This window comes from Paenibacillus oralis (assembly GCF_003863965.1).
GTDB classification, from domain to species: Bacteria; Bacillota; Bacilli; order Paenibacillales; family Paenibacillaceae; genus Fontibacillus; species Fontibacillus oralis.
Window position 1 is genome coordinate 895,071 of record NZ_RRCN01000001.1, and the last position, 22,320, is coordinate 917,390.

17 protein-coding genes are annotated in these 22,320 nt (G+C 53.8%); 1 reads left to right on the forward strand and 16 read right to left on the reverse strand.

Features of this window, described 5'->3' with window-relative positions; genetic code table 11:
- Positions 1-207: 207 nt before the first annotated feature.
- The 7 genes from argH to argC all read right to left on the reverse strand — a co-directional run bounded on the left by argH (position 208) and on the right by argC (position 8,899).
- A complete protein-coding gene (gene argH, locus EHV15_RS04230) occupies positions 208-1,623 on the reverse strand; it encodes an argininosuccinate lyase (RefSeq protein ID WP_128630138.1) in 1,416 nt (471 codons plus the stop codon).
- Between the two features lie 54 nt (positions 1,624-1,677).
- Complete coding sequence (locus EHV15_RS04235) at positions 1,678-2,916, reverse strand: argininosuccinate synthase (protein WP_128630139.1); 1,239 nt, start codon at positions 2,914-2,916, stop codon at positions 1,678-1,680.
- A 67-nt stretch (positions 2,917-2,983) separates the two neighbouring features.
- Positions 2,984-3,946, reverse strand: a complete 963-nt coding sequence (gene argF, locus EHV15_RS04240; RefSeq protein WP_128630140.1) for an ornithine carbamoyltransferase — start codon at positions 3,944-3,946, stop codon at positions 2,984-2,986.
- Between the two features lie 3 nt (positions 3,947-3,949).
- Entirely contained in the window at positions 3,950-5,161 is a 1,212-nt protein-coding gene (locus EHV15_RS04245; protein ID WP_128630141.1) for an acetylornithine transaminase, read from the reverse strand.
- A gap of 539 nt (positions 5,162-5,700) precedes the next feature.
- Positions 5,701-6,540: an acetylglutamate kinase gene (gene argB, locus EHV15_RS04250; RefSeq protein ID WP_128630142.1), complete on the reverse strand. Its 840-nt coding sequence runs from the start codon at positions 6,538-6,540 to the stop codon at positions 5,701-5,703.
- Positions 6,541-6,576: 36 nt separating this feature from the next.
- On the reverse strand, positions 6,577-7,812 hold the full coding sequence (gene argJ / locus EHV15_RS04255) for a bifunctional glutamate N-acetyltransferase/amino-acid acetyltransferase ArgJ (protein ID WP_128630143.1): 1,236 nt from the start codon (positions 7,810-7,812) through the stop codon (positions 6,577-6,579).
- A 34-nt stretch (positions 7,813-7,846) separates the two neighbouring features.
- Positions 7,847-8,899 (reverse strand): N-acetyl-gamma-glutamyl-phosphate reductase, encoded by a 1,053-nt coding sequence (gene argC / locus EHV15_RS04260; protein WP_128630144.1) that lies wholly within the window; start codon positions 8,897-8,899, stop codon positions 7,847-7,849.
- A gap of 225 nt (positions 8,900-9,124) precedes the next feature.
- Between argC and EHV15_RS04265 the strand changes: the two genes are divergently transcribed.
- Positions 9,125-9,820 carry a PIG-L deacetylase family protein gene (locus EHV15_RS04265; protein WP_128630145.1) on the forward strand — a complete coding sequence of 232 codons (696 nt, stop codon included), beginning with the start codon at positions 9,125-9,127 and terminating at the stop codon, positions 9,818-9,820.
- Positions 9,821-10,170: 350 nt separating this feature from the next.
- On the opposite strand, the gene EHV15_RS04270 is transcribed toward EHV15_RS04265, so the two are convergent.
- From EHV15_RS04270 to EHV15_RS04310, 9 genes are all read right to left on the reverse strand, one after another.
- Positions 10,171-10,902 (reverse strand): hypothetical protein, encoded by a 732-nt coding sequence (locus EHV15_RS04270; RefSeq protein ID WP_128630146.1) that lies wholly within the window; start codon positions 10,900-10,902, stop codon positions 10,171-10,173.
- A gap of 203 nt (positions 10,903-11,105) precedes the next feature.
- Positions 11,106-11,990, reverse strand: a complete 885-nt coding sequence (locus EHV15_RS04275; protein ID WP_178075757.1) for a YitT family protein — start codon at positions 11,988-11,990, stop codon at positions 11,106-11,108.
- Between the two features lie 144 nt (positions 11,991-12,134).
- Positions 12,135-13,245, reverse strand: a protein-coding gene (gene prfB, locus EHV15_RS04280; protein ID WP_128630147.1) for a peptide chain release factor 2 whose coding sequence is annotated in 2 segments (ribosomal slippage) — positions 12,135-13,172 and positions 13,174-13,245 — 1,110 coding nt in all. Because the reading frame shifts where the segments join, the coding sequence is not laid out codon by codon here.
- Positions 13,246-13,260: 15 nt separating this feature from the next.
- A complete protein-coding gene (gene secA / locus EHV15_RS04285; protein ID WP_128630148.1) occupies positions 13,261-15,768 on the reverse strand; it encodes a preprotein translocase subunit SecA in 2,508 nt (835 codons plus the stop codon).
- A 223-nt stretch (positions 15,769-15,991) separates the two neighbouring features.
- A complete protein-coding gene (gene hpf / locus EHV15_RS04290) occupies positions 15,992-16,543 on the reverse strand; it encodes a ribosome hibernation-promoting factor, HPF/YfiA family (RefSeq protein ID WP_128630149.1) in 552 nt (183 codons plus the stop codon).
- 87 nt (positions 16,544-16,630) lie between these two features.
- Positions 16,631-17,752, reverse strand: coding sequence for a hypothetical protein (locus tag EHV15_RS04295; RefSeq protein ID WP_128630150.1), 1,122 nt, complete (start codon positions 17,750-17,752; stop codon positions 16,631-16,633).
- A 126-nt stretch (positions 17,753-17,878) separates the two neighbouring features.
- Positions 17,879-18,394 (reverse strand): VanZ family protein, encoded by a 516-nt coding sequence (locus tag EHV15_RS04300; protein WP_128630151.1) that lies wholly within the window; start codon positions 18,392-18,394, stop codon positions 17,879-17,881.
- Between the two features lie 113 nt (positions 18,395-18,507).
- Positions 18,508-18,705: a cold-shock protein gene (locus tag EHV15_RS04305; RefSeq protein WP_007132290.1), complete on the reverse strand. Its 198-nt coding sequence runs from the start codon at positions 18,703-18,705 to the stop codon at positions 18,508-18,510.
- A 625-nt stretch (positions 18,706-19,330) separates the two neighbouring features.
- Positions 19,331-22,267, reverse strand: a complete 2,937-nt coding sequence (locus tag EHV15_RS04310) for a fibronectin type III domain-containing protein (RefSeq protein WP_128630152.1) — start codon at positions 22,265-22,267, stop codon at positions 19,331-19,333.
- Positions 22,268-22,320 lie beyond the last annotated feature (53 nt).

Genomic DNA, 22,320 nt, shown 5'->3' on the forward strand with positions numbered 1-22,320 from the left:
AAGTGGCATAATCTATATTTCGACAGTTTATGGCACTTTTTATAGAGCATTTTTGAAATTTCAATGAAAAATATTATAGATTCCTTTCATTTTTTCATACAAAATTGGAATGGTTTAGGAGTTCCGTCCGCTAACAAAAAAAGCAGCCGCTCGTCAATGACGATGGCTGCTTTCGATTTACAGATCAGCCCAGCATGGGCCAGCTGTTTATTTGCTTTTTTCCGCGTACTCCTGCACCCACGCCCGGCCGCTTTCCAGCTTCTGCTCCGCGCGTTCGATCGCCGCGATCACTTGTCCGGTTGCCGTGCCTCCATAAACATTCCGTGCATTTACCACGCTTTCCGGCTGCAGCACCTGATAGATGCTGTTGTCGAACAGCGGCGAAAACTGTTTGAATTCCTCCAGCGTAAGGTCCAGCAAATATTTTCCGTTTTGGATGCAGTACAGCACCGTTTTGCCGATGACCTCATGCGCCTGGCGGAACGGCAGGCCTTTGTTCGCCAGGAAGTCGGCAATGTCGGTCGCGTTGGAAAAATCCTGGTTCACCGCTTCGCGCATCCGTTCCTTGTTCACCTTCATCGTGGCGATCATCGGAGCAAACAGCTGCAGCGCCCCCTCCAGCGTGGCGACCGTATCGAACATGCCTTCCTTGTCCTCCTGCATGTCTTTGTTGTACGCCAGCGGCAGCGACTTGAGCACGGTGAGCAGCCCCATCAGATTGCCGTACACCCGCCCCGTCTTGCCGCGTACCAGTTCCGGCACGTCCGGGTTTTTCTTCTGCGGCATGATGCTGCTGCCCGTACAAAACGCATCGTCCAGCTCAATAAAGCGGAATTCGGTGCTGCTCCACAACACCAGCTCTTCACTGAGCCGGGACAGATGCATCATCAAAATCGAAGCGTCCGCCAAAAATTCGAGAATAAAGTCGCGGTCGCTGACCGCATCAAGGCTGTTTTCATAAACGCCGTCAAAATGCAGCTGCTCGGCCACGAAATGCCGGTCGATCGGGAACGTCGTCCCCGCCAGCGCCCCGGCCCCCAGCGGCAGCACGTTGATCCGCTTGTAGCTGTCCTGCAGGCGTTCAATGTCGCGCTGGAACATCGACACATACGCCAGCAAATGATGGGCGAACAAAATCGGCTGTGCCCGCTGCAGATGGGTGTACCCGGGAACGATCGTATCCTGGTTTGCTTTGGCCTGTCCCAGCAGCGCCTCCTGCAAATCCTGCAGCAGGGCGACGAATTCGACGACCCGTTTGCGCAGGTACAAATGCATGTCCGTCGCCACCTGATCGTTCCGGCTCCGCCCGGTATGCAGCTTCCCGCCGACCCCGCCGACCTCTTCGATCAGCTGTTTTTCGATATTCATATGAATGTCTTCATCCGACACGGAGTACTCCAGCTCGCCGCGCCGGATTTTGTGCAAGACGGCATGCAGGCCTTCCTTGATTTTGTCCACGTCCTCCTCGGACAGAATCCCGCATCTGCCCAGCATCGTCACATGCGCGAGACTCCCCTGCACATCCTCCTCGGCCAGTGCTTTATCAAACCCGATGGAGGCGGTATATTCCTCGACTAAACGGTTGGTCTGCTTCGTGAAGCGGCCTCCCCACAGTTTGCTCACCTGATCCACTCCCTTATCTGCTATAGAGGTAACTTATAAAGCTCGTTCAACGGCTTACTTGCTTTTGTTTTGTTCCACGCCGGAGCTTACTTTAAGCCGCAGGGCGTTCAGATGAATGAACCCTGTCGCATCGCCCTGGTCGTAGGCCTGGGTCGGATCTTCCTCCATGGTGGCGATGTCCGGATTGTACAGGCTGACCGGGCTCTTGACGCCGGCGGCGATGATGTTGCCTTTGTACAGCTTCACGCGCACGGTGCCCGTTACATTCCTCTGGCTTTCGGTCACCAGAGCCTGCACTGCCAGGCGTTCCGGGGCAAACCAGAAGCCGTTGTACACGAGCGTGCTGTAGCGTGTGATCAAGCTGTCGCGCAGGTTCATCACTTCGCGGTCCATCGTCAGCGACTCCATTTTGCGATGGGCCGTGAACAGGATCGTGCCGCCCGGCGTTTCGTACACCCCGCGGCTTTTCATGCCGACAAAGCGGTTTTCCACCATATCGACGCGGCCGATGCCGTGTTTGCCGCCCAGCTCGTTCAGCTTCTCCATCACTGCCAGCGGGTTCAAACGTTCGCCGTTTAGCGCCACGCAGTTGCCCTGCTCGAATTCCAGCTCCAAATATTCCGGCTGATCCGGCGCATCCTCCGGCGACACGCTGAGCAGGTACATATCTTTGTTCTCCGGCGCGGCCGCGTCAAACCACGGATCCTCCAGCACACCGCTCTCGTAGCTGATGTGCAGCAGATTGCGGTCCATCGAATACGGCTTGGCCGCGGAGGCCGTCACCGGGATGCCGTTCGCTTCGGCGTAAGCGATCATTTGCGCGCGGCCCGGGAAGCGGTCGCGGAACTCGGAAAGCCGCCATGGCGCGATCACTTTGATCTCCGGGGCCAGCGTCGCGGCGGCTAGTTCGAAGCGCACCTGGTCGTTGCCTTTGCCGGTGGCTCCGTGCGCAATCGCCGTCGCCCCTTCGGCGCGGGCGATTTCCACCATACGCTTCGCAATCAGCGGGCGCGCGATGCTCGTTCCGAGCAGGTACTGTCCTTCATACAAAGCCCCTGACTGGAACATCGGGAAAATAAAGTCCTTGGCGAACTCCTCGCGCAGGTCGTCGATATATACTTTCGAAGCGCCGGTGGCCAGCGCCTTCGCTTCCAGCCCATCCAGCTCCTCCTTCTGGCCGATGTCGGCGGTGAACGCAATGATCTCCGCGTCGTACGTTTCTTTTAACCATTTGAGAATGACCGACGTATCCAGTCCCCCGGAATAGGCCAGCACGATTTTTTCTTTTGCCATGATCCTGATATCCTCCTCGTTGATTGTCAAAGCGAAACCCGGGCTTCCCCGGGCATCATCTCCCAAATTATCCGAGCAAAGCCGCCATCAGCGCTTTTTGGGCATGCAGCCGGTTCTCGGCCTCGTCAAAAATAATCGAGTGCGGGCCGTCGATCACGCCTTCGCTGACTTCTTCGCCGCGATGCGCCGGCAAACAATGCAAAAAGACGTAGTCCGGTTTGGCGTATTTCGCCAGCTCTTCGTTGACCTGATAATCCTTAAAGGCGGTCTCCCGGATTTTTTGCTCCTCTTCGAAACCCATGCTCGCCCACACGTCCGTATAAATCGCGTCGGCGTCCTGCACGGCTGCCTTAGGATCGCGGACCACTTCAATCTGCGCGCCCGTCGCTTTGGCGATTTCTTGCGCGTCCGCCACGATTTGCGGATCCGGTTCGTAACCTTCCGGGCTCGCCACCGATACGTGAACTCCAAGCTTCGCCCCGCCGATCATCAGCGAATGCGCCATGTTGTTGCCGTCGCCGATGTAGGCCAGCTTCAAGCCTGTCAGCTTCCCTTTATGCTCATAAAGCGTCTGGAAGTCGGCCAGCACCTGGCACGGGTGAGCCAGATCGCTCAGGCCGTTAATCACCGGCACAGTAGCGTAGCGGGCCAAATCGACCACTCTGTCATGGCCGAACGTACGGATCATCATGCCGTCCAAATAGCGGGACATCACCCCGGCCGTATCGGCGATCGTCTCGCCGCGCCCGAGCTGGATATCGTTTTTGCTCAAAAACAACGCATGGCCGCCCAATTGATAAACTCCCACTTCAAAAGATACCCGCGTCCGCGTCGACGATTTTTCGAAAATCAGCCCGATAGTCTTGCCTTTGAGCGGTTGGTACACCTCGCCGTTCTTCTGTTTGCGCTTGAGTTCAACGGCCAGGTCGATCAAATAGTGGATCTCTTCCGTAGTATAATCGGTTAATTCGATAAAATCACGTCCGCTCAGGTTAATGCTGCTGCGTTTCGCCTGCTCCAGCAAAGTCATCGGTTATTTCCCCTCCTTGGCGGTATATGCTGCGATCACATCGGCCAGCGTTGCTACGGCCTGATCGATTTCGTCCTTCGTTACCTTCAGGTTCGGCAGCAAACGGATGACGTTGGGTCCGGCCGTGACGAACAGCAGGCCTTGTTGCTGGCCAAGCGTCACGATATCCGCGACCGGTCCGGCGCATTCGATGCCGATCAACAGGCCTTTGCCGCGAACCTCCTTGACGAACGGAACGGCCTGGAACGTTTCCTCCAGACGGCTGACTAGGTAACGGCCCATCTCGTCCACGTGCTCGGGAATCCGCTCTTCCTTCATCGTTTCGAGCGTGGCGATGATCGCCGCCGCAATGACCGGATTGCCGCCGAAGGTGGAAGCATGGGTTCCTGGCGTGAAGGCCTCGCGCAAGTACTCCTTCGCCAGCATTGCGCCGGCTGGCAGCCCGCTGGCGATGCCTTTCGCCGAAGTGAAAATGTCCGGCTCAATGCCGTAATGCTGGTAAGCGAACCATTTGCCGGTCCGGCCCATGCCGGTTTGCACTTCGTCGATGATCAGCAGGAGCCCCTGCTCCCGGCACAGCGCCGCAAGCTCCTGCACAAAGCCTTGATCGACCGGATACACACCGCCCTCGGCTTGAACCATCTCCAGCATCACCGCTGCGGTGTGCGGGCCGATGGCGGCCTTCAGCGCGTCCAGGTCATACAGCGGCACGGTTTTAAAGCCGGCAGGCAGCGGCAGGAAGCCGTCCTTCACCTTTTGCTGGCCGGTGGCCGTCAGCGTCGCCAGCGTCCGGCCGTGGAACGATTGCTCGAACGTAATAATCTCATAACGTTCCGTTCCCTTCACCTTCTGATGGTACCGCCGCGCCAGCTTGATCGCCGCTTCGTTCGCCTCCGCGCCGCTGTTGCAGAAAAACACCACATCGGCGCAGCTGACCTCGGTCAACATCCGCGCCGCCGTCTCCTGCTGCGGAATGTGGAACAGGTTGGAGACATGCCACAACTCGTCGAGCTGGGCTTTCACCTTGGCCTTCACTTTTTCCGGCGCATGTCCCAGATTGGCTACGGCCAAGCCGCTCATAAAGTCCAAATAGCGGTTGCCTTTGTCGTCCCACAGCCAGCTCCCCTGGCCTTTTACAAGATGAATCGGATACCGGGCGTAGCTCGGGAAAATCGCGCTGGGGCTTGAGTTTGAGGCAAGATCACTTTGTGCCATAAGCTTTTTCACTCCTGTCTATGATTAAGAAATAAAATCGGCTCGCTGTGCAGCCCTTTTCGCGGCGGCACACGTATCATAACGGTAAAAAATGTCGTTATTTCGGCGGTATCTCCCACTTTGCGTGAAATAGAGGAAATTTATGTCGTTATTTTCCCGAATCACAGAGAATTTACCCTTTTCGCACCGTTCCTTGGAAAATAAGGACAAAAAAGTCCGCTAATGGGGATGAACATGCTCATGTCCGAAAATAAGAACTTAAAGTTCCGCTATTTTGATGGGGCCGTGTTATTTTGAGGTCGTGCTACTATATAAGTTGAACTATTGATTGTACGGATCAGGGCAGCCGTGTGAAATGTTCTTACGATCGCTGTTGTTCGCGGATTTCTCCAATTTAACTAAATTCAGATGCTGTAGAAATCCGCATTTCTTTAGTTCAACTTATATAGTTAACCTCCGTAATCTAGCGTCCGCCGTACCTATCGTTCACTCTATTAACCTAACTATAACGCACTATAGCGCAAACGGGAACAATGGGGCTACTGCATCCGGACGATTCTGGTGCCGATCTTTTCGCCGGACAGCACTTTCCCCAGCACGCCGGGTTCGGCGCCGTTGACGATGACGACTTCCTTGACTTTGCCGCTGATGCAGTCCACCGCCGCGCGAACCTTCGGAATCATGCCGCCGTAAATTTCCCCGGCCAAAATCATGTCCTCGATCTGCTGAACGGTGATCGTCTCCAACACGCGCTTCTCCCCGTTCACGGTCTTCATGATGCCGGGGACGTCCGTCACGACAATCATCTTCGACACGCCCAACTCGGACGCTACCGAGCCTGCGGCGGTATCGGCGTTGATGTTGTAGCGCTGACCGTCCGGGCCGACGCCCACGGGGGCGATGACCGGCATGTAGCCGAGATCCAGCACGCCGCCAACCAAATCGGCGTTGACGCCGGTCACTTCGCCGACCAGGCCGACTTCATGGCTTGCCGCCACCGGCTTCGCCTGCAGCAGGCCGCCGTCTACGCCGGACAGGCCAAGCGCCTTGCCGCCGGATTTGGCGATGCGCCGCACGATCATTTTATTGATGCTGCCGGACAGCACCATTTCCACCACATCAAGCACCTCTTCCGAGGTATAGCGCAGCCCGTTTACGAACTTGCTTTCGATCCCGAGCTTGCCGAGATTTTCCGAGATCGCCGGCCCGCCGCCGTGCACGATGACCGGCTGAACACCACTCTCCTGCAGCTTGACGAGATCACCGAAAAAAGATTCCGGCAGCTCCGCAAGCGTGCTGCCTCCGCATTTCATGACAAACATCCGCCCTCCGGAAAGCTTACCCGCGGCATCCGGGGCGCTGTTTACTGCCGTTGTCATCGTCAAAAGCTCCTTTCCAAAAACAAAATATATGAATTAAGTCCGATACGCGGCGTTGATCCGCACGTAATCGTAGGTTAAATCGCAGCCCCAGGCGGTCGCTTCACCCTTGCCGTTATGCAGGTCAACGAAAATATTCACGGTGTCGCCCTTTAAGTAAGCGAGCGCCTCATCCTCGTCGAAAGGAATCGGCCGCGATCCCGACAGCACGAGGATGTCGCCGAGCTTGATGTCGACGGTCTCGGGGTTGATCGGCTCGCCGGCGCGGCCCGCCGCCGCAATGATCCGGCCCCAGTTGGCGTCGGCGCCAAACACCGCCGATTTGACCAGACTCGAGCCGACGATCGTCTTGGCGATCGCGCGGGCGGACGCATCGCTGACGGCTCCCGTGACCGTTACCTCGACAAGGCGCGTGGCGCCTTCCCCATCGCGGGCGATCGCCTTGGCGAGCGTCTCGCACACGTACCGGAACGCGGCGGTGAAGGCATCCCAATCGGCGTGACCCGGCGCAAGCTCGCCGCCACCGGCAAGGCCGCTCGCCATCGCCAGCAGCATGTCGTTTGTGCTGGTATCTCCGTCGACCGTGATCATATTAAACGTCAGGTCGGTCGTCTCACCCAGCAAGCTTTGCAAAGCCTGCGGCTCAATCGCGGCATCGGTCGTCACAAAGGCGAGCATCGTCGCCATGTTCGGATGAATCATGCCCGAGCCTTTGGCCGCTCCGGCGATCGTCACCTCGCGCCCGCCTATGTCGAGCTTGACGCACACCTCTTTTTTCACGAGGTCGGTCGTCAAAATCGCCTGGCAAAAGCGCTCGGCGCCCTCGCCGCTTGCTGCCAAATTCGCCGGCAGACCGGCGATGCCGGCGGAAACGAGGTCCATCGGCAGCAGTTCGCCGATGACCCCGGTCGAGGCCACGGCGACTTCGTGCTCGCCGAGCCCAAACGCCGCGGCGGCCGCGGCGCGCATGGCGTACGCGTCGGCTTCGCCTTGCGCGCCGGTGCAGGCGTTGGCGTTGCCGCTGTTGACGACGACGGCCCGCAGCCGCCGCCCGCCCGACGCGATGCTCTCCCGCGTCACCTTCAGCGGGGCGGCCTGGAACACGTTCGTCGTGTACACGGCCGCGGCCACCGCCGGCACCTCGCATACGATCGCGCCTAAATCGTTGCGCGATGTTTTTTTCAAACCGCAATGCAGTCCGCCGGCCCGAAAGCCTTTTGGAGAGGTAATGCTTCCCTCCGGTGCAACGCGAAATAAACTAACTACTCCCATGACGTTCTCCTTTCCATCTCCTTAGCCAATATTCTTACGGATATACCGGGATGTAATTCAGTCCAGCCGTTTCGTCCCAGCCCATCATCAGGTTTAAATTTTGAATCGCCTGGCCCGCGGCCCCTTTGACCATGTTGTCGATCACGGAAATAATCGTCAGCCTTCCGGTCCGCCGGTCCGCCGCAAACCCGATGTCGCAATAATTCGAGCCGAACACTTCTTTCGTCGCCGGCCAGATGCCATTTTCACGAATACGGACAAAAGAACGCCCTTTGTAAAACTGCCGGTACAGCTGAATTAAATCCTCCTCGGTATATGCGCCCTTCAGCCCGGCGTACATCGTGCTCATAATCCCCCTCGTCATCGGCGTCAGATGCGTCGTAAACGTCACCGTTACCGGCTCGCCGGCGACCTGGGACAAAACCTGCTCGATTTCGGGAATATGCTGATGTTTATTCACTTTGTATGCTTTTAAATTTTCGTTGATTTCCGCATAGTGCGTCGTCAGGCTCGTGCCTCTGCCCGAACCGGACACGCCCGATTTGGCGTCGATGATGATGCTGCCCGGATCGATCCAGCCTGCGCTGAGTGCCGGGATCAGACCAAGCAGGGTCGCCGTCGGATAACAGCCGGGGTTGGAGATCAGCCCTGCGCCGCGCACCTCATCGCCGTATACTTCGCTAAGTCCGTAAACCGCTCGGTCCAGCAGCTGGCTGTCCGGCGCCTCATGCTTATACCATGTTTCATACACGTCTCCGTCTTTAATCCGAAAATCGCCGGAAAGATCGATCACCTTCAGCCCGGCCTTCAGCAGCTCAGGCACCAGCTTGCCGCTGACGCCGGATGGCGTTGCGGTAAATACGACATCCGCTTTGGCGGCGATTTCCTCCGGCTCCACCGCGTCCAAAGACTGGACGATAATATCCGACAAATGCGGAAACCCTTCCGTGATCGGCGCTCCGGCGCTGGATGCCGAAATGACCGAAACGATCTCTACCGCCGGATGCCCCCATAAAAAACGAATCAGCTCCACGCCGCCGTACCCCGTAGAACCGACAATCGCAACTTTTACTTTTTCCCCGTTCACCTGCTTGCCCTCGCTTTCTTCGCTCGCCTGTTTCTATCAAACCAACATTCGAATGTATAAAACCGTATTAAATATGTATTATTATACGAGTGAACTTATATAAATACAATCCCATTCCAAAAAATTTACACAACAATGTTAGGAAACGGCCGCTCTTAACGACTTGGCCATATTAAAGTATAGTTAGATAGTAAATCATAAACAGCAAGAGTAAGGAGGAGGTTCATGATGACAACTGTAGCTTTTATTTATGCTCATCCCGATGATGAGACATTTGGCTGTTCGTACCTGATCCGGCAAATCGCCGATGAAGGGGGCAATGCGGTGCTGCTGACGGCAACCCGGGGAGACGCGGGGAAAACCGGGCGGTTAGGGGCCATGACCCGGGAGGAGTTGGCCGCCAAAAGAGACCTGGAATTGGAGAAAGCCGCCAACATTTTAGGCATCTCCACGGTGGAGCAGCTAGGAATGGGGGACGGCAAGCTGAAGGAAACGGACCCGGCCCTGCTGCGGGAGAAGATCGCCGATTTTTTACAGCGCCATCAGGCCGAGGTCGTCGTAACGTTTCCGGAGGACGGCATTTCCGGGCATCAGGATCATATCGTGATCCATTATGCCGTTAATGATGTGGTATTTAGCGGCCAGGCGCCTACGGTACAGAAGTTGTACTATAACCAATTCGGATCGTTTGATTCGAATAAGTCGAGCGTGCTGCGCGTGGAAGCCGCCAGCCGCTGGGACGCCAAACGCCGGGCGCTCGAAGCCCATGAATCGCAAACCTTAAGCGTTGAGCGAGTATTCGGCAAGTTGGGGCCGCATGTTCCGCCGCACCTCCAATTGGAGTCATTCGAGCTGGCCTGGGAGCGGGGCGTCCGGTTTCCGCTGAAAACCGAGCAGTCCATCTATGATGGCTTGATTTGACTCTAACAACGTTTCTTACACGCACGAAAAAGGGACTTTCATGGCTATCGAATACTCTCAGGAAGGCAGCCCCCGTCTCTCCAAAACCCGCTGAAATGCAAAAGTGCAGGCGATTTTCGTCGAATTTCCTCGAAATGGGCGGCCCAACTGCAAAACTGCAGTTCATTTCCGGTCAAAAGATACTTTTTTATCGTATGGCCTTAAATGAGATGCACTTTTGCACTTCAAGCGCTCCAAAATGGGGATTTACGGAATACCAAATGCACTTTTGCAGTTGATCCAATCAAGCTGTCCTCCATAACAAAGAAGGGACTCCTTTCGGAGCCCCTCTTCATTCTGTATATTAGGCATTATTCAGCAGCCGTCGTTTTGGACTGCAGCAGCTCGATCAACTGCTCGCCGGCGTCGGCTATGCCGCCCGGTCCACCAGGGCCCGTGTCTCCCTGCCCCATACCGCCGCTACGCCCGGCCGGCTCGGCCGCATCCTGGCCGTCGCCAGCCGGCGCTTGTCCGTCGCCTTGCGGCGGCGTGGTCGGCTGGCCGCCGTTTTCCGGCGGCGTTCCCGCCTCGCTTCCGGCAGCACCTTCCGTACCTGCCGCCGCTTGATCCGATGCGCCCGTCTGGCCGGCTCCCGGTGCACCTTGGCCTGCGTCCCCTGAAGGCGCTTGGCCACGCGCTCCCCTGCCGCCCATTTGCGACGCGGACTCCGTCAAATACGCTTGCTGCTGCTCCGTGAGCAGAGCCGTTATGCCGGCTTCATTATCGTCCGTCAATTCGCTTGCGGTGACGGCCTCCTGAACGATAGGCAGCATCGATTCCGCCTGTGCTTTCGTAATCTCCAGCCCTTCCTGTTCATCCATGCGAATCAAGGAGCGGAAGGTTCGCATCATTTTCATTTGGCCTTCATCCATTTGGCCCCCGCCCGGACCGGCTTGCTGCCCGGCGGCGGATGTATCCGAAGACGAGTTTCCGGAGGTATCGGCCTCGGCCGTTGCCGCGGCGCCGCTGTTGCCCGCTCCCGCCTCTCCGCTGCTTTGTCCTTGTGTGGAGTTGCATGCGCTTAGCAACAGCAGTGCCAACATGCTCACACTCATTATTTTCATAAAAGCTGACTTATTCATATGGTCTCCCCAACCGCCTTTCCTTAATTTGGTTTTGGTTTTCTGGAATCCATCATAACCGCCCAATCTGAATTTTCACTGAGCCTCAACTTAAAGCTTACTAAAAAAAACTCCTCTATAATTAGCGAAGTTACTTTAACCGCTAATTATAGAGGAGTTTTTCCCTAGCCTCGCTTAAATCCTTCTCCCAAAACCTCATGGGCATTTGTGATGATAACGAAGGCGGTGGGGTCCAGCGTCTGCACGAGCGTTTTGAGCCGGGTGACCTCGCTTTGCCCCACGACCACCATCAGCACGGTCCGTTTGTCGCCGGTATATCCGCCGCGCCCGTCCAGCTTGGTGAGCCCGCGGTCCAATTGCGACAGCACGGCCTCCGAGATTTGTTCGGTCTTTTCGGCGATGATATAGGCCACTTTCGTATAGTTGAAGCCAAGCTCGATCGCGTCGATGATTTTACCGGTGATGTACAGGCCGATCAAGGCATACAGCGCCTTTTCCGGCGACAGTATAAACATAGCCAGCGCAATCACGGTACCGTCCATCAGGACGACGCAAACGGACAGGCTGAGCCCGCTGTACTTCTGAATGATTTGCGCGAGCGTGGACAAACCGCCGGTCGATCCGCGCCCCCGAAAAACGATGCCCAGCCCCAGGCCTACGCCAATCCCCCCATATAAGGAGGCTAGCAGCGGATCGGTCGTTGGGACCGGGAAATCTTTGGTCAAAAACACGAATAACGGCAAAACGATCGTGCCAAGCAAAGAGCGAATCGCATAATCCCGCCCGAGCAGTAAATACCCCGCGACAAAAAGAGGGATATTCAGCGCCCATTGAGTGTACGCCGGCTCCATGCCAAACAGTGCTTGCGCGATAATCGAAATCCCCGATACGCCGCCCGAGGCGATGTGGTTCGGGACGAGAAACAAGTTGAAGGCCAGCGCCGTGATCAGCGATCCCACGAAAATCATCGCCGTGTCGATCGCATGGCGTACCGGTCCGGTTAAAGGAATATAATCGCCAAATCTGCGTTTGCGGGTTTTCGGCGGCACCGCGGCCCCTCCTTATTGATCGCTTCTAAAACTATTATGTATGTATGCACCCGAAAAAGAAAAACCCACCCGATCAAGGCGGGACAAGCCCTTCGCCTGAGGTGGGTTTTCGGTTCTATAGTTGAATGCGGCACAAGGACGAAATTAGGCCTCGGAGCGAATTTGGCTGCGCAAATATCCGTCGATAAACGCGTCCAGGTCACCGTCCATGACCGCGCCGATGTTGCCCGTCTCCACCGAGGTGCGGTGATCTTTCACCATGCTGTACGGGTGGAACACGTAGGAACGGATCTGGCTGCCCCAGGCGATATCGGATTGCTCGCCGCGGATTTCGTCCAGTTCCTTCTGCTGCTCTTCGAGCTTGCGCTCGTACAGCTTGGAACGAAGCATCGTCATGGCGCGCTCGCGGTTTTTGATCTGGGAGCGTTCGTTCTGGCATGTCACGACGATCCCGGTTGGAATGTGCGTAATCCGCACCGCCGAGTCGGTCGTATTGATGTGCTGGCCGCCGGCGCCGCTGGCACGGTACGTGTCGATCTTCAAGTCCTCGGGACGGACTTCGACTTCGACGTCTTCGCTGATCTCCGGCACGACATCGCAGGACACGAACGAGGTGTGACGCCGCCCGGAAGCGTCAAACGGCGAAATCCGCACCAAGCGGTGTACGCCTTTTTCCGCCTTCAGGTAGCCGTACGCATTGTACCCTTTAATCAGCAGCGTTACGCTTTTGATCCCCGCTTCGTCGCCGGGCAAGTAGTCCAGCGTCTCTACCTTGAAGCCGCGTTTCTCGGCCCAGCGGGTGTACATCCGCAGCAGCATTTGCCCCCAGTCCTGGGACTCGGTGCCGCCCGCGCCGGGGTGAAGCTCCAAAATAGCGTTCATTTTGTCGTAAGGCTGATTGAGCAGCAGCCCAAGCTCGAAATTCTCAAGCTTCCTCACCATAGCCGTGACGGATTCGGAAATCTCCGCCGCCAGCGACTCGTCGCCTTCCTCCTCAGCCAGCTCGGCCATTGTTTCGATGTCGTCGTATTCCCCCTGCAACGCCAGGTACTGGTCAACGGAGGATTTCACGGCGTTCATCTCGGCGATAGTCGCTTGGGCCTTCTCGTTGTCGTCCCAAAAATCCGGCGCCGCCATTTTTTCCTCATAGTTGGCGATCATCTCTTGCTTAAGATCTAAGTCAAAGAGACCCCCTAAGATTGGATAATTTCTTGGCGATTTCGCGCATATCATGCTTTACGTTGGCTTCGATCATGTTAATCACCTTTCCTTAAGCGTTCTGTCCGTGGCAGTGCTTGTATTTCTTGCCGCTGCCGCATGGGCAAAGGTCGTTGCGGCCGATTTCCTCGCTGCGCTTGACCGGGCGTTTCTCGACCGGTTCGCCGCTGGTGGAAATTTTGCTCTCTTCCACAACCGCCTGGCGCTCCTGGTTCGATTCCACCTGCGCTTTCATAATATATGTCGCCACTTCCTCCTGGATGCTGGCAATCATCGCGTTGAACATCTCATAGCCTTCAAATTGGTACTCACGCAGCGGATCCGTGCCGCCGTATGCCCGCAGATGAATGCCTTGACGCAATTGGTCCATCGCATCGATATGGTCCATCCATTTGCTGTCCACGGCGCGCAGGGCGATAACTTTCTCGAATTCGCGCACCATTTCCGGGCCGATCGCCTGTTCGCGGGCCTCGTATTTGGTCAAAACGCGCTCGAAAATAAGCTCCACCATTTCCGGCGGCTCCTTACCCCACAGATCATCCTTGGAAATAGCCCCTTCTTCCAGCAGCTTGCTGTTGACGAAGTCGGCTACTTCCTGGAGCTCCCAGTTTTCCGGGATTTCATCGGCGGTATGCGCTTCGACCACCCGTTCGATGACCGGTTTGATCATATCGAGGATAATTTGCTTGATGTTCTCCGATTCCAGCAATTCACGGCGCTGCTTATAAATGATTTCGCGCTGCTGGTTCATCACGTCGTCATATTGCAGGACGACTTTCCGCAAGTCGAAGTTGTTGCCTTCGACCCGTTTTTGCGCGGATTCGATCGCCCGGGTAATCATTTTGCTTTCGATCGGCTGGTCTTCCTCAAAACCGAGACGGTCCATCATATTCAGCACGTTGTCCGCCCCGAACCGCTTCATCAGTTCGTCGCCAAGCGACAGGTAGAATTGGGTCGAACCCGGGTCGCCCTGGCGTCCGGCACGGCCGCGCAGCTGGTTATCGATCCGGCGCGATTCATGGCGTTCCGTACCGATGATATGAAGGCCGCCAACATCGGCAACGCTCTCGCCCAGCAAAATGTCGGTACCGCGGCCCGCCATGTTGGTGGCGATCGTTACGGCTCCGGCTTGGCCGGCACGCGAAATGATTTCCGCTTCTTCGGCATGGTATTTGGCATTCAGCACTTTATGCTGAACGCCTTTGCGCTTCAGCATTTCCGAGACGCGTTCGGAGTTTTCGATCGACACCGTGCCGACGAGAACCGGCTGGTTGTTTTTGTGCCGCTTCACGATTTCCTCCACGACCGCCTTGAACTTGCCGTCTACGCTCTTGTATACGACGTCCGGCATGTCGGCCCGCTGGTTCGGCTTGTTGGTCGGGATCTGCAGCACTTCCAGACCGTAAATTTTCTTGAATTCCTCTTCCTCCGTTTTCGCCGTACCGGTCATCCCAGCAAGCTTGCGGTACATGCGGAAGTAGTTCTGGAACGTAATCGTGGCCAGGGTCATGCTTTCGTTCTGTACCTTGATGCCTTCCTTGGCTTCGATCGCCTGATGCAAACCGTCGCTGTAACGGCGTCCCGCCATCAAACGGCCGGTAAATTCGTCGACGATCAACACTTCGTCTTCCGAGACGACGTAATCGACGTCGCGCCGCATAATGACATTCGCCTTGAGCGCCTGCACCACATGGTGGTTGAGGGTCACATGCTTCTGGTCATACAGGTTGTCGAGGCCAAAGGCGCGTTCCGCTTTGGCAACCCCTTTTTCCGAGAGCGACACGGCCTTCACTTTAATATCAACGGTGTAGTCCTCTTCCGGTACAAGCGTCTTCACGAACCGGTCGGCGGCATAATACAGTTCCGTCGATTTTTGCCCATGCCCGGAAATAATCAGCGGCGTCCGCGCTTCGTCGATCAAAATGGAGTCAACTTCGTCAATAATGCAAAAATAAAGCGGACGTTGCACCATCTGCTCTTTATACAGCACCATATTGTCGCGAAGGTAGTCGAATCCGAATTCGTTGTTCGTTCCGTACGTAATGTCGCAGGCATACGCTTCCTGTTTTTGGTGGTGCTCCATGCCGTTCAGGTTGAGTCCGACCGTCATGCCCAGGAAGTTGTAGATCTGCCCCATCTGCTCGCTGTCACGCTGTGCCAAATAGTCATTGACGGTAACGACATGCACGCCTTTCCCGAGGAGCGCATTCAAATAAACCGGTAAGGTCCCGACCAACGTTTTCCCTTCACCGGTTTTCATCTCCGCAATTTTGCCTTCGTGGAGGGCGATGCCGCCCAACATCTGCACATCAAAGTGGCGCATGCCCAGCGTGCGTTTGGAAGCTTCTCTTACCGCAGCATACGCTTCGGGAAGGACTTCTTCGAGCGTTGCCCCCTTTTCGATCCGTTCGCGGAATTCCGCCGTTTTCTCTTTTAATTGCTCGTCCGACAATGCTTCAAATTGCGGCTCCAATGAATTTATATAGTCCACCGTCTTCATAAGACGTTTGACATCACGTTCATTCGTGTCGCCAAAAATCTTTTTTACTAATCCCAGCATGATTTACCCCTTTCACGCATAAACAGATGATTTGCCTAAATTGTAACAGTTTGTAAGGGTCGCCGCAACACGCCCAATCACACCTCTATTGCGCTAAAGCGGCCATCTATACGAATAAAGAGCCCTATCCGCGAGGGGATAAGGCTCGTTTCCTTTACGTTCGGGATGCAGGAATTACCACCTCATTCACCCAATCGTCAAAAAGAATGGAGAAATTAAGAGGTTAACCCTGTTCAATCAAACCGTATTTGCCGTCGTTCCGTTTGTAAACGACATTCACTTCACGCGTGTCGATGTTGGAGAAGACAAAGAAATTATGCCCTACCATGTTCATTTGCAAAATCGCTTCTTCCACATCCATCGGCTTCAGGGTGAAGCGTTTTGTCCGGACGACTTCCAGTTCCTCGTCGCTTTCATCCACGGCTACGGAACCGCCGTTTGCGCTTTCGGCGAACAGGCCGATCTTGACGCCTTTCTGGCGCAGCTTACGGTTGATTTTCGTTTTGTGCTTGCGAATTTGACGTTCCAGCTTGTCCACAACCGCATCGATCGATGCGTACATGTCGTCGCTGCGGTCCTCCGCGCGAAGCACAACGCCGGTAAGAGGAATCGTCACCTCTACCGCGTGCAAACCTCGTACCACAGTTAACGTAACAGTACCGTCCGAGGTGGGGGGTGCATCAAAGTACTTGTCTAGCCGGCTGAGCTTCTTGTCTACGTAGTCACGCAAGGCCTCAGTCACTTCAATCTGCTGTCCTCGAATACTAAAATTCATAGGGCACTCCTCCTTTGCTTTGCACCTTCATTATACCACAGGTGTTAAGGCAAAGTAAAAAGAGTTAAGGGAGTGTAAAGACCCCTATCAATTCAGCGCACGAACGGTCGGCGCGGCTTCGATCCCCGCGGCATAGTAATAATTCAGCACACTGTAGAAATCGATCGCCTTTTGGGTATTCAGGTCGTAGACCAAAATGTGCGGCCCATAGCCTTCGATATCCTCTTCATCCAGGTATCTTGGCGTTCTTTTGCCCAGCGTGTCGTCAAAGGTGCTTTCATAAATATGATCAGGTCCGGATTGATAATATGCCGCATGATGCATAAACGAGGTACCTTCGTTGAGATAAATCAAAATCGCATTGTTGGAGCTTGCGTAAGCGGACGTATAGCTTACCGGCGCCGAAACCGAGGCGATCTTGACGTTAGATATCTTGTGAGTCCGTGAGTTATACCCGCTTCCCCATGAGAAATAGAATTCACGTGTCCAGTCGAGATGCGAATTGTAGCTCTGGGTGTTCCCGACCAGAACTCCGCTGGAATAGATGTTCCCGTTAGCATAGGAAGCCACTACATACTTCAATGAATCCGAGATGGAGAGCAGGCTTGAATAATCGGCCGGATTCGCTGCGTTCATCCGCAGCGTATAGTTATCCCCGACGCTTCCCTCCGAGTAAACCCGGAACACATAATCCCCCGCCGGCAAATTTTTCAGCGCGATCTGCGTTTGCGCATACGCACCTACACTTGTGGGATAGGCCTGTCCGGTGCTCCAATCCACAATATACAATTGTGCGAGGTAATCGCTATTGCCTGACAACAACTTCAGCACCATGCTTCTGTCCGTATTGACGCTGAAAAACCAGAAATCGTCAGGATCATCCACCTGAAGCGAGTCGGTAAAGTTCATCAGCGAGCCGTCCACTTCATAAACCGCATTGGTGACGATAGGTCTTTCCACCGCGATGCCCGACTTCTTGTCGGAATCAACCCCATCAAACGTCTTCAAGTCCGTTTCCGCAGTTCCTAAAGATGAAGCCCCAGGCAACTCTAACGCCGAAGCGTCAAATGCTTGAAGTTTTGCCTCCGGCAGCTTCGTCTCCACGTTCGGCTCATCGGCCGACACCGCCGATCCGCACAGCCCAACTATTACGAACAGCAACACCAACACCGTTAGTACTTTACCGCTTCTGCTCTTCCTCTTCAGCATCTCATCTTCTCCTCTTTTCCGTGGGATTTGACAAGCTTGGACCTTAGAGCTTGCGGTGAAATGAACATATACAACGGTGACTGCTAAAATATAATATTATATCCATTTCACTATTTTTATAGTAAATTATCCCTCAGTGTTTGGCAATATATGGATTTCGCGTTTCTCCCTCCATTTTTCTAGCAGGATCATAAGTAGCCCGCCGCAGATCGCCCCCGCCGTATCAATCAGCACATCCTGAAACAACGCCGTGCGCCCGGGCGTGAGCATCTGATGCAGCTCGTCCGAGCAAGCATAAAGGAACGAAATCAGCACCGCAATAAGCAAACGTCTGGGCCGTCCGCCGGATTTCAGCGCGTACATCAACAGCAGTCCCAATAACCCGTAACACGAAAAATGCGCGCTTTTCCGGATAAAAAACTCGATAAAACCCGCCACCCCCAGGCTGCCAATGCTTATCTCGTGCCCTGCATAATGAAATGCAATCCCGCCAAAGCGCTCGGCAATCGACCGATCCGAAATCGCCCTTTCGATGTCGGGTTTCAGGTCCTGTGCCTCATACGACTGGGAAGAAAACCCGAAAATAATCGCCATGAGCACAAGCGCGGGAATCCATCTGTACAACTTGCGCAATGAGTTCACCTCTTTCAACGATAAGCAAAAATAAAACCCCAGGTTTCCCCAGGGTCTATTGCTAGCGAATCTTTAATTGTTAACCATCGTACCGTGCTATGTAGGTCGGCTATGCCGGATGATTATAATTTGATTACGTTAGCGGCTTGCGGTCCACGAGCGCCTTCAACGATTTCAAACTCGACGGATTGCCCTTCCTCCAAAGTTTTGAAGCCTTCGGATTGGATTGCGGAGAAGTGTACGAATACGTCGCCGCCTTCTTCAGTTTCGATAAACCCGTAGCCTTTTTCTGCGTTGAACCATTTAACTTTACCTTGCATGCACTAACATTCCCTTCATTTTCAAATAAGCGTGTGACCCCAATAAACCAAGCCCCACATTTCTGACTATACCACCCGACTTATCCAGTGTCAATTACCAAAGAAAAGGTTTTACTGTAAATAATTTGTAAAAACTTGTCGATTGGTGAACTTTGGAGTCAGATCTGTTAATAAATAATACCCCGCACAGAAAATTATGAAACATTGCTCCTAAGAAAAACGCCTGACGGCGTCCTTTAATGGCTTTGACTTCTACTTTGGAGCGATTGGGGCTCGTCCTAAACTTTTAACGCTGCTCTAACGGACACCAGCGACCTTATCCGCCCATTTCCCGGATATTTCCCAGCCTAACGGACATACATGACCCTATTTCGCCCAAAACCAGTTCATCCAGGCCGTTTTGAGGTAAATAAGGTCTTCTGTGTCCGTTACATTTTGCAAACTCCCGTTTTTTCGCAAATAACGGCTCTGGTGTCCCTTAGCCCCCCCAGGTCTTTCTTCTCCTCCCCCTCTCTACCTGCGGATCGCCCTCTACCATGACCGGAATTTTATAAATTCTATAAGGTTGAAAAAAGCTCTTGGGCAAAGATTATGCATCTCCCAAGAGCTTAAATCGCTTTAGAACTCAGTAAGCATTAACCTCAAACGTAATGATTTTATCAAAGAACACATAGTCCTTGCGGTTTACAAACGGACCTTTATTATTGTCGTGCTTATCAATAGCAAACATAGCGCTTCCCGATCCGTTGGCGCGTTCCTCGTACCAGTTAATGAAGGCATTTACTTCTGTCATGGACAAGTCGTATTCTTTTTCAATGCCGTTTATGAGGATCAGCCGAAGCAATGCCCGCTCACCTTCTTGACCAGGATCGGGGGGATTTACCACATCGCCTTGCGGCGTAGCGGAGACTTCATTTGAACTTCCGCTTTCACCGGCAGCGGTAATAGCTGTGACAATATAATAATAAGTAGTCCCGTTAATAACATTGTTGTCCGTGTAAGTACTGTAAGTGGCGCTCGTAACCGTGTTAATCACATCGTATGGACCGCCGGAAACCGTGGACCGCTTCACGTTAAAGCCCGTGACGTCTTTACTGGCTCCGCTCCAAGTTAAATTAACCTTCTTGTTCCCTGCGGTTGCGGTTAAATTCAACGGCTCTTCCGGAGATGGAATCTCCCCGCCTTTGCCGAAGACATTCCATTCGTATACTCTTGCACTGCTTCCCGTGTACTTTAAGGCGACGGTGGAAACACCTTTTACCGGGGTCGGAAGCGTCTGAATCTCGTCATTGTTTAACAATGCATATCTTTGCAGCAGATTGTTATTCGCATCAAAAAATTCAACGGCTAACGTGCCGGTGTTTTTTACTATGACCGCTGAAATCTCCATAGGGGAGGCAAAGGTGTACCAGATAAAATTGCCGCCACTGATGTCAGTATAAGTGGTTATGTTATTATCCGTCATTTCCCGCGAAGTACTAGTCGGGTTGGATATCGATTGGCCCACCTGCAGGTTAAGCCAGTCGAGCAAGCCCCCCGTGTAGCTTGTCGCATCCGGCTTGATGCTTTTTTCCGGTGAGTTGGCGCTTTCTCCCGCCCGATTTACTGCGGAAACCACATAATAATATGTCGTTCCGTTGGTTACGGTTGTATCCGCAAATGAAGTTCCCTTGACATTGGTAAGCAGAATATAGGTTCCGCCAGGGGAAATGGCGCGTTTCACGTTGTACGATTCCGCTCCCGTTGCCCCCCACTCCAATTTCACAATCTTATCACCGCTTTGAATCCAATTAATCGTCGTAGGCAATGGCGCTGCGGATGGAGCAGTAAAGACATTCCATTCGTAAATGGTCGCACTGGACCCCGCCGTGTATTTTAAGGCGACGGTGGAAACCCCCTGCACCGGAGCCGGTAGCGCCTGAACTCCATCATTGCTTAATAATTCATACTTTTGCAGCAAGATGTTATTCGCGTCATAAAATTCAATAGCTACGGTGCCTGTGTATTTTGCCGCGACCGTTGAGATATCCACCGGGGAGGAAAAGGTGTACCAGACAAAATTACCACCACTGATGCTGGTATAAGTGCCTGTGTTATTATCCGTCATTGCTCTCGAAGTACTCGTCGGATTGAATATGGATTGACCCACTTGCAGGGTAAGCCAGTCGAGCAATCCTCCCGTGTATTTGGTAGCATCCGGCTTTATGCCTTTTTCCGGCGAGTTGGCGCTTTCTCCCGCCCGGTTTACTGCGGAAACCACATAATAATATGTCGTACCATTGCTTACGCTTGTGTCCGTATATGATGTTTCCTTGACATTATTGGTAAGCAGAATATAGGGTCCGCCAGGGGAGGTTGCGCGTTTCACGTTGTACGACTCCGCTCCCGTTGCCGCCCACTCCAATTTCACGGTCTTATCGCCGCTTTGAATCCAGCTAATCGTTGTGGGCAATGGCGCTGCGGATGGGGTAGTAAAGACATTCCATTCATAAATGGTCGCACTGGCTCCCGCCGTGTACTTTAAGGCCACGGTGGAAACCCCCTTTACCGTAGTCGGCAGCGCTTGAATTCCGTCATTGTTTAATAAATCATATTTTTGCAGCAAGTTGTTATTTGCGTCATAAAATTCAACGGCTATGGTGCCTGTGTATTTTGCAGCGACCGATGAGATATCCACTGGAGAAGAGAAGGTGTACCAGACAAAATTACCACCGCTGAGGCTAGTATAAGTGCCTATGTTATTATCCGTCATTACTCTCGAGGTACTCGTCGGATTGAATATGGATTGACCCACTTGCAGGGTAAGCCAGTCGAGCAATCCTCCCGTGTACCTGGTGGCATCCGGCTTTATGCTTTTTTCCGGGGAGTTGACGCTTTCTCCCGCCTTATTCACCGCGGAAACCACATAATAATATGTCGTTCCATTGGTTACGGTTGAGTCGGTATATGATGTTTCCTTCACATTTTTAAGCAGAATAAAGGGTCCGCCAGGGGAGGTTGCGCGTTTCACGTTGTACGATTCCGCCCCCGTTGCCGCCCACTCCAATTTCACGGTCTTATCGCCGCTTTGTATCCAGCTAATCGTTGTAGGCAATGGCGCTACGGGTGGGGTAGTAAAGACATTCCATTCGTAAATAGTCGCACTGGCCCCCGCCGTGTACTTTAAAGCCACGGTGGAAACTCCCTTTACCGTAGCCGGCAGCGTCTGAATTCCGTCATTGTTTAATAAGTCATATCTTTGCAGCAAGTTGTTATTTGCGTCATAAAATTCAGCGGCTACGGTCCCTGTGTATTTTGCAACGACCGCCGAAATCTCCACTGGAGAATTGAAAGTGTACCAGATAAAATTACCGCCACTGATGCTGGAATAAGTAGCTATATTACCGTCCGTTATTTGTTTGACCGCTGTCGATGATTGTCCCACTGCGGCGCCAACTTGCACCGGCTCACCATCCAGCAGCCCGCCTGTATATTGCGATGCTGCGCTTACACCTGTAGGACCGACAATGACCACACTCAAAAAAATTGCTAGAACTAGTAAAAAATGCCCAATTCGTTTCAATTTTTACCCTCCTTTAGTAATTTATTGGTTCTTTTATACTAGTAAAATAGCAT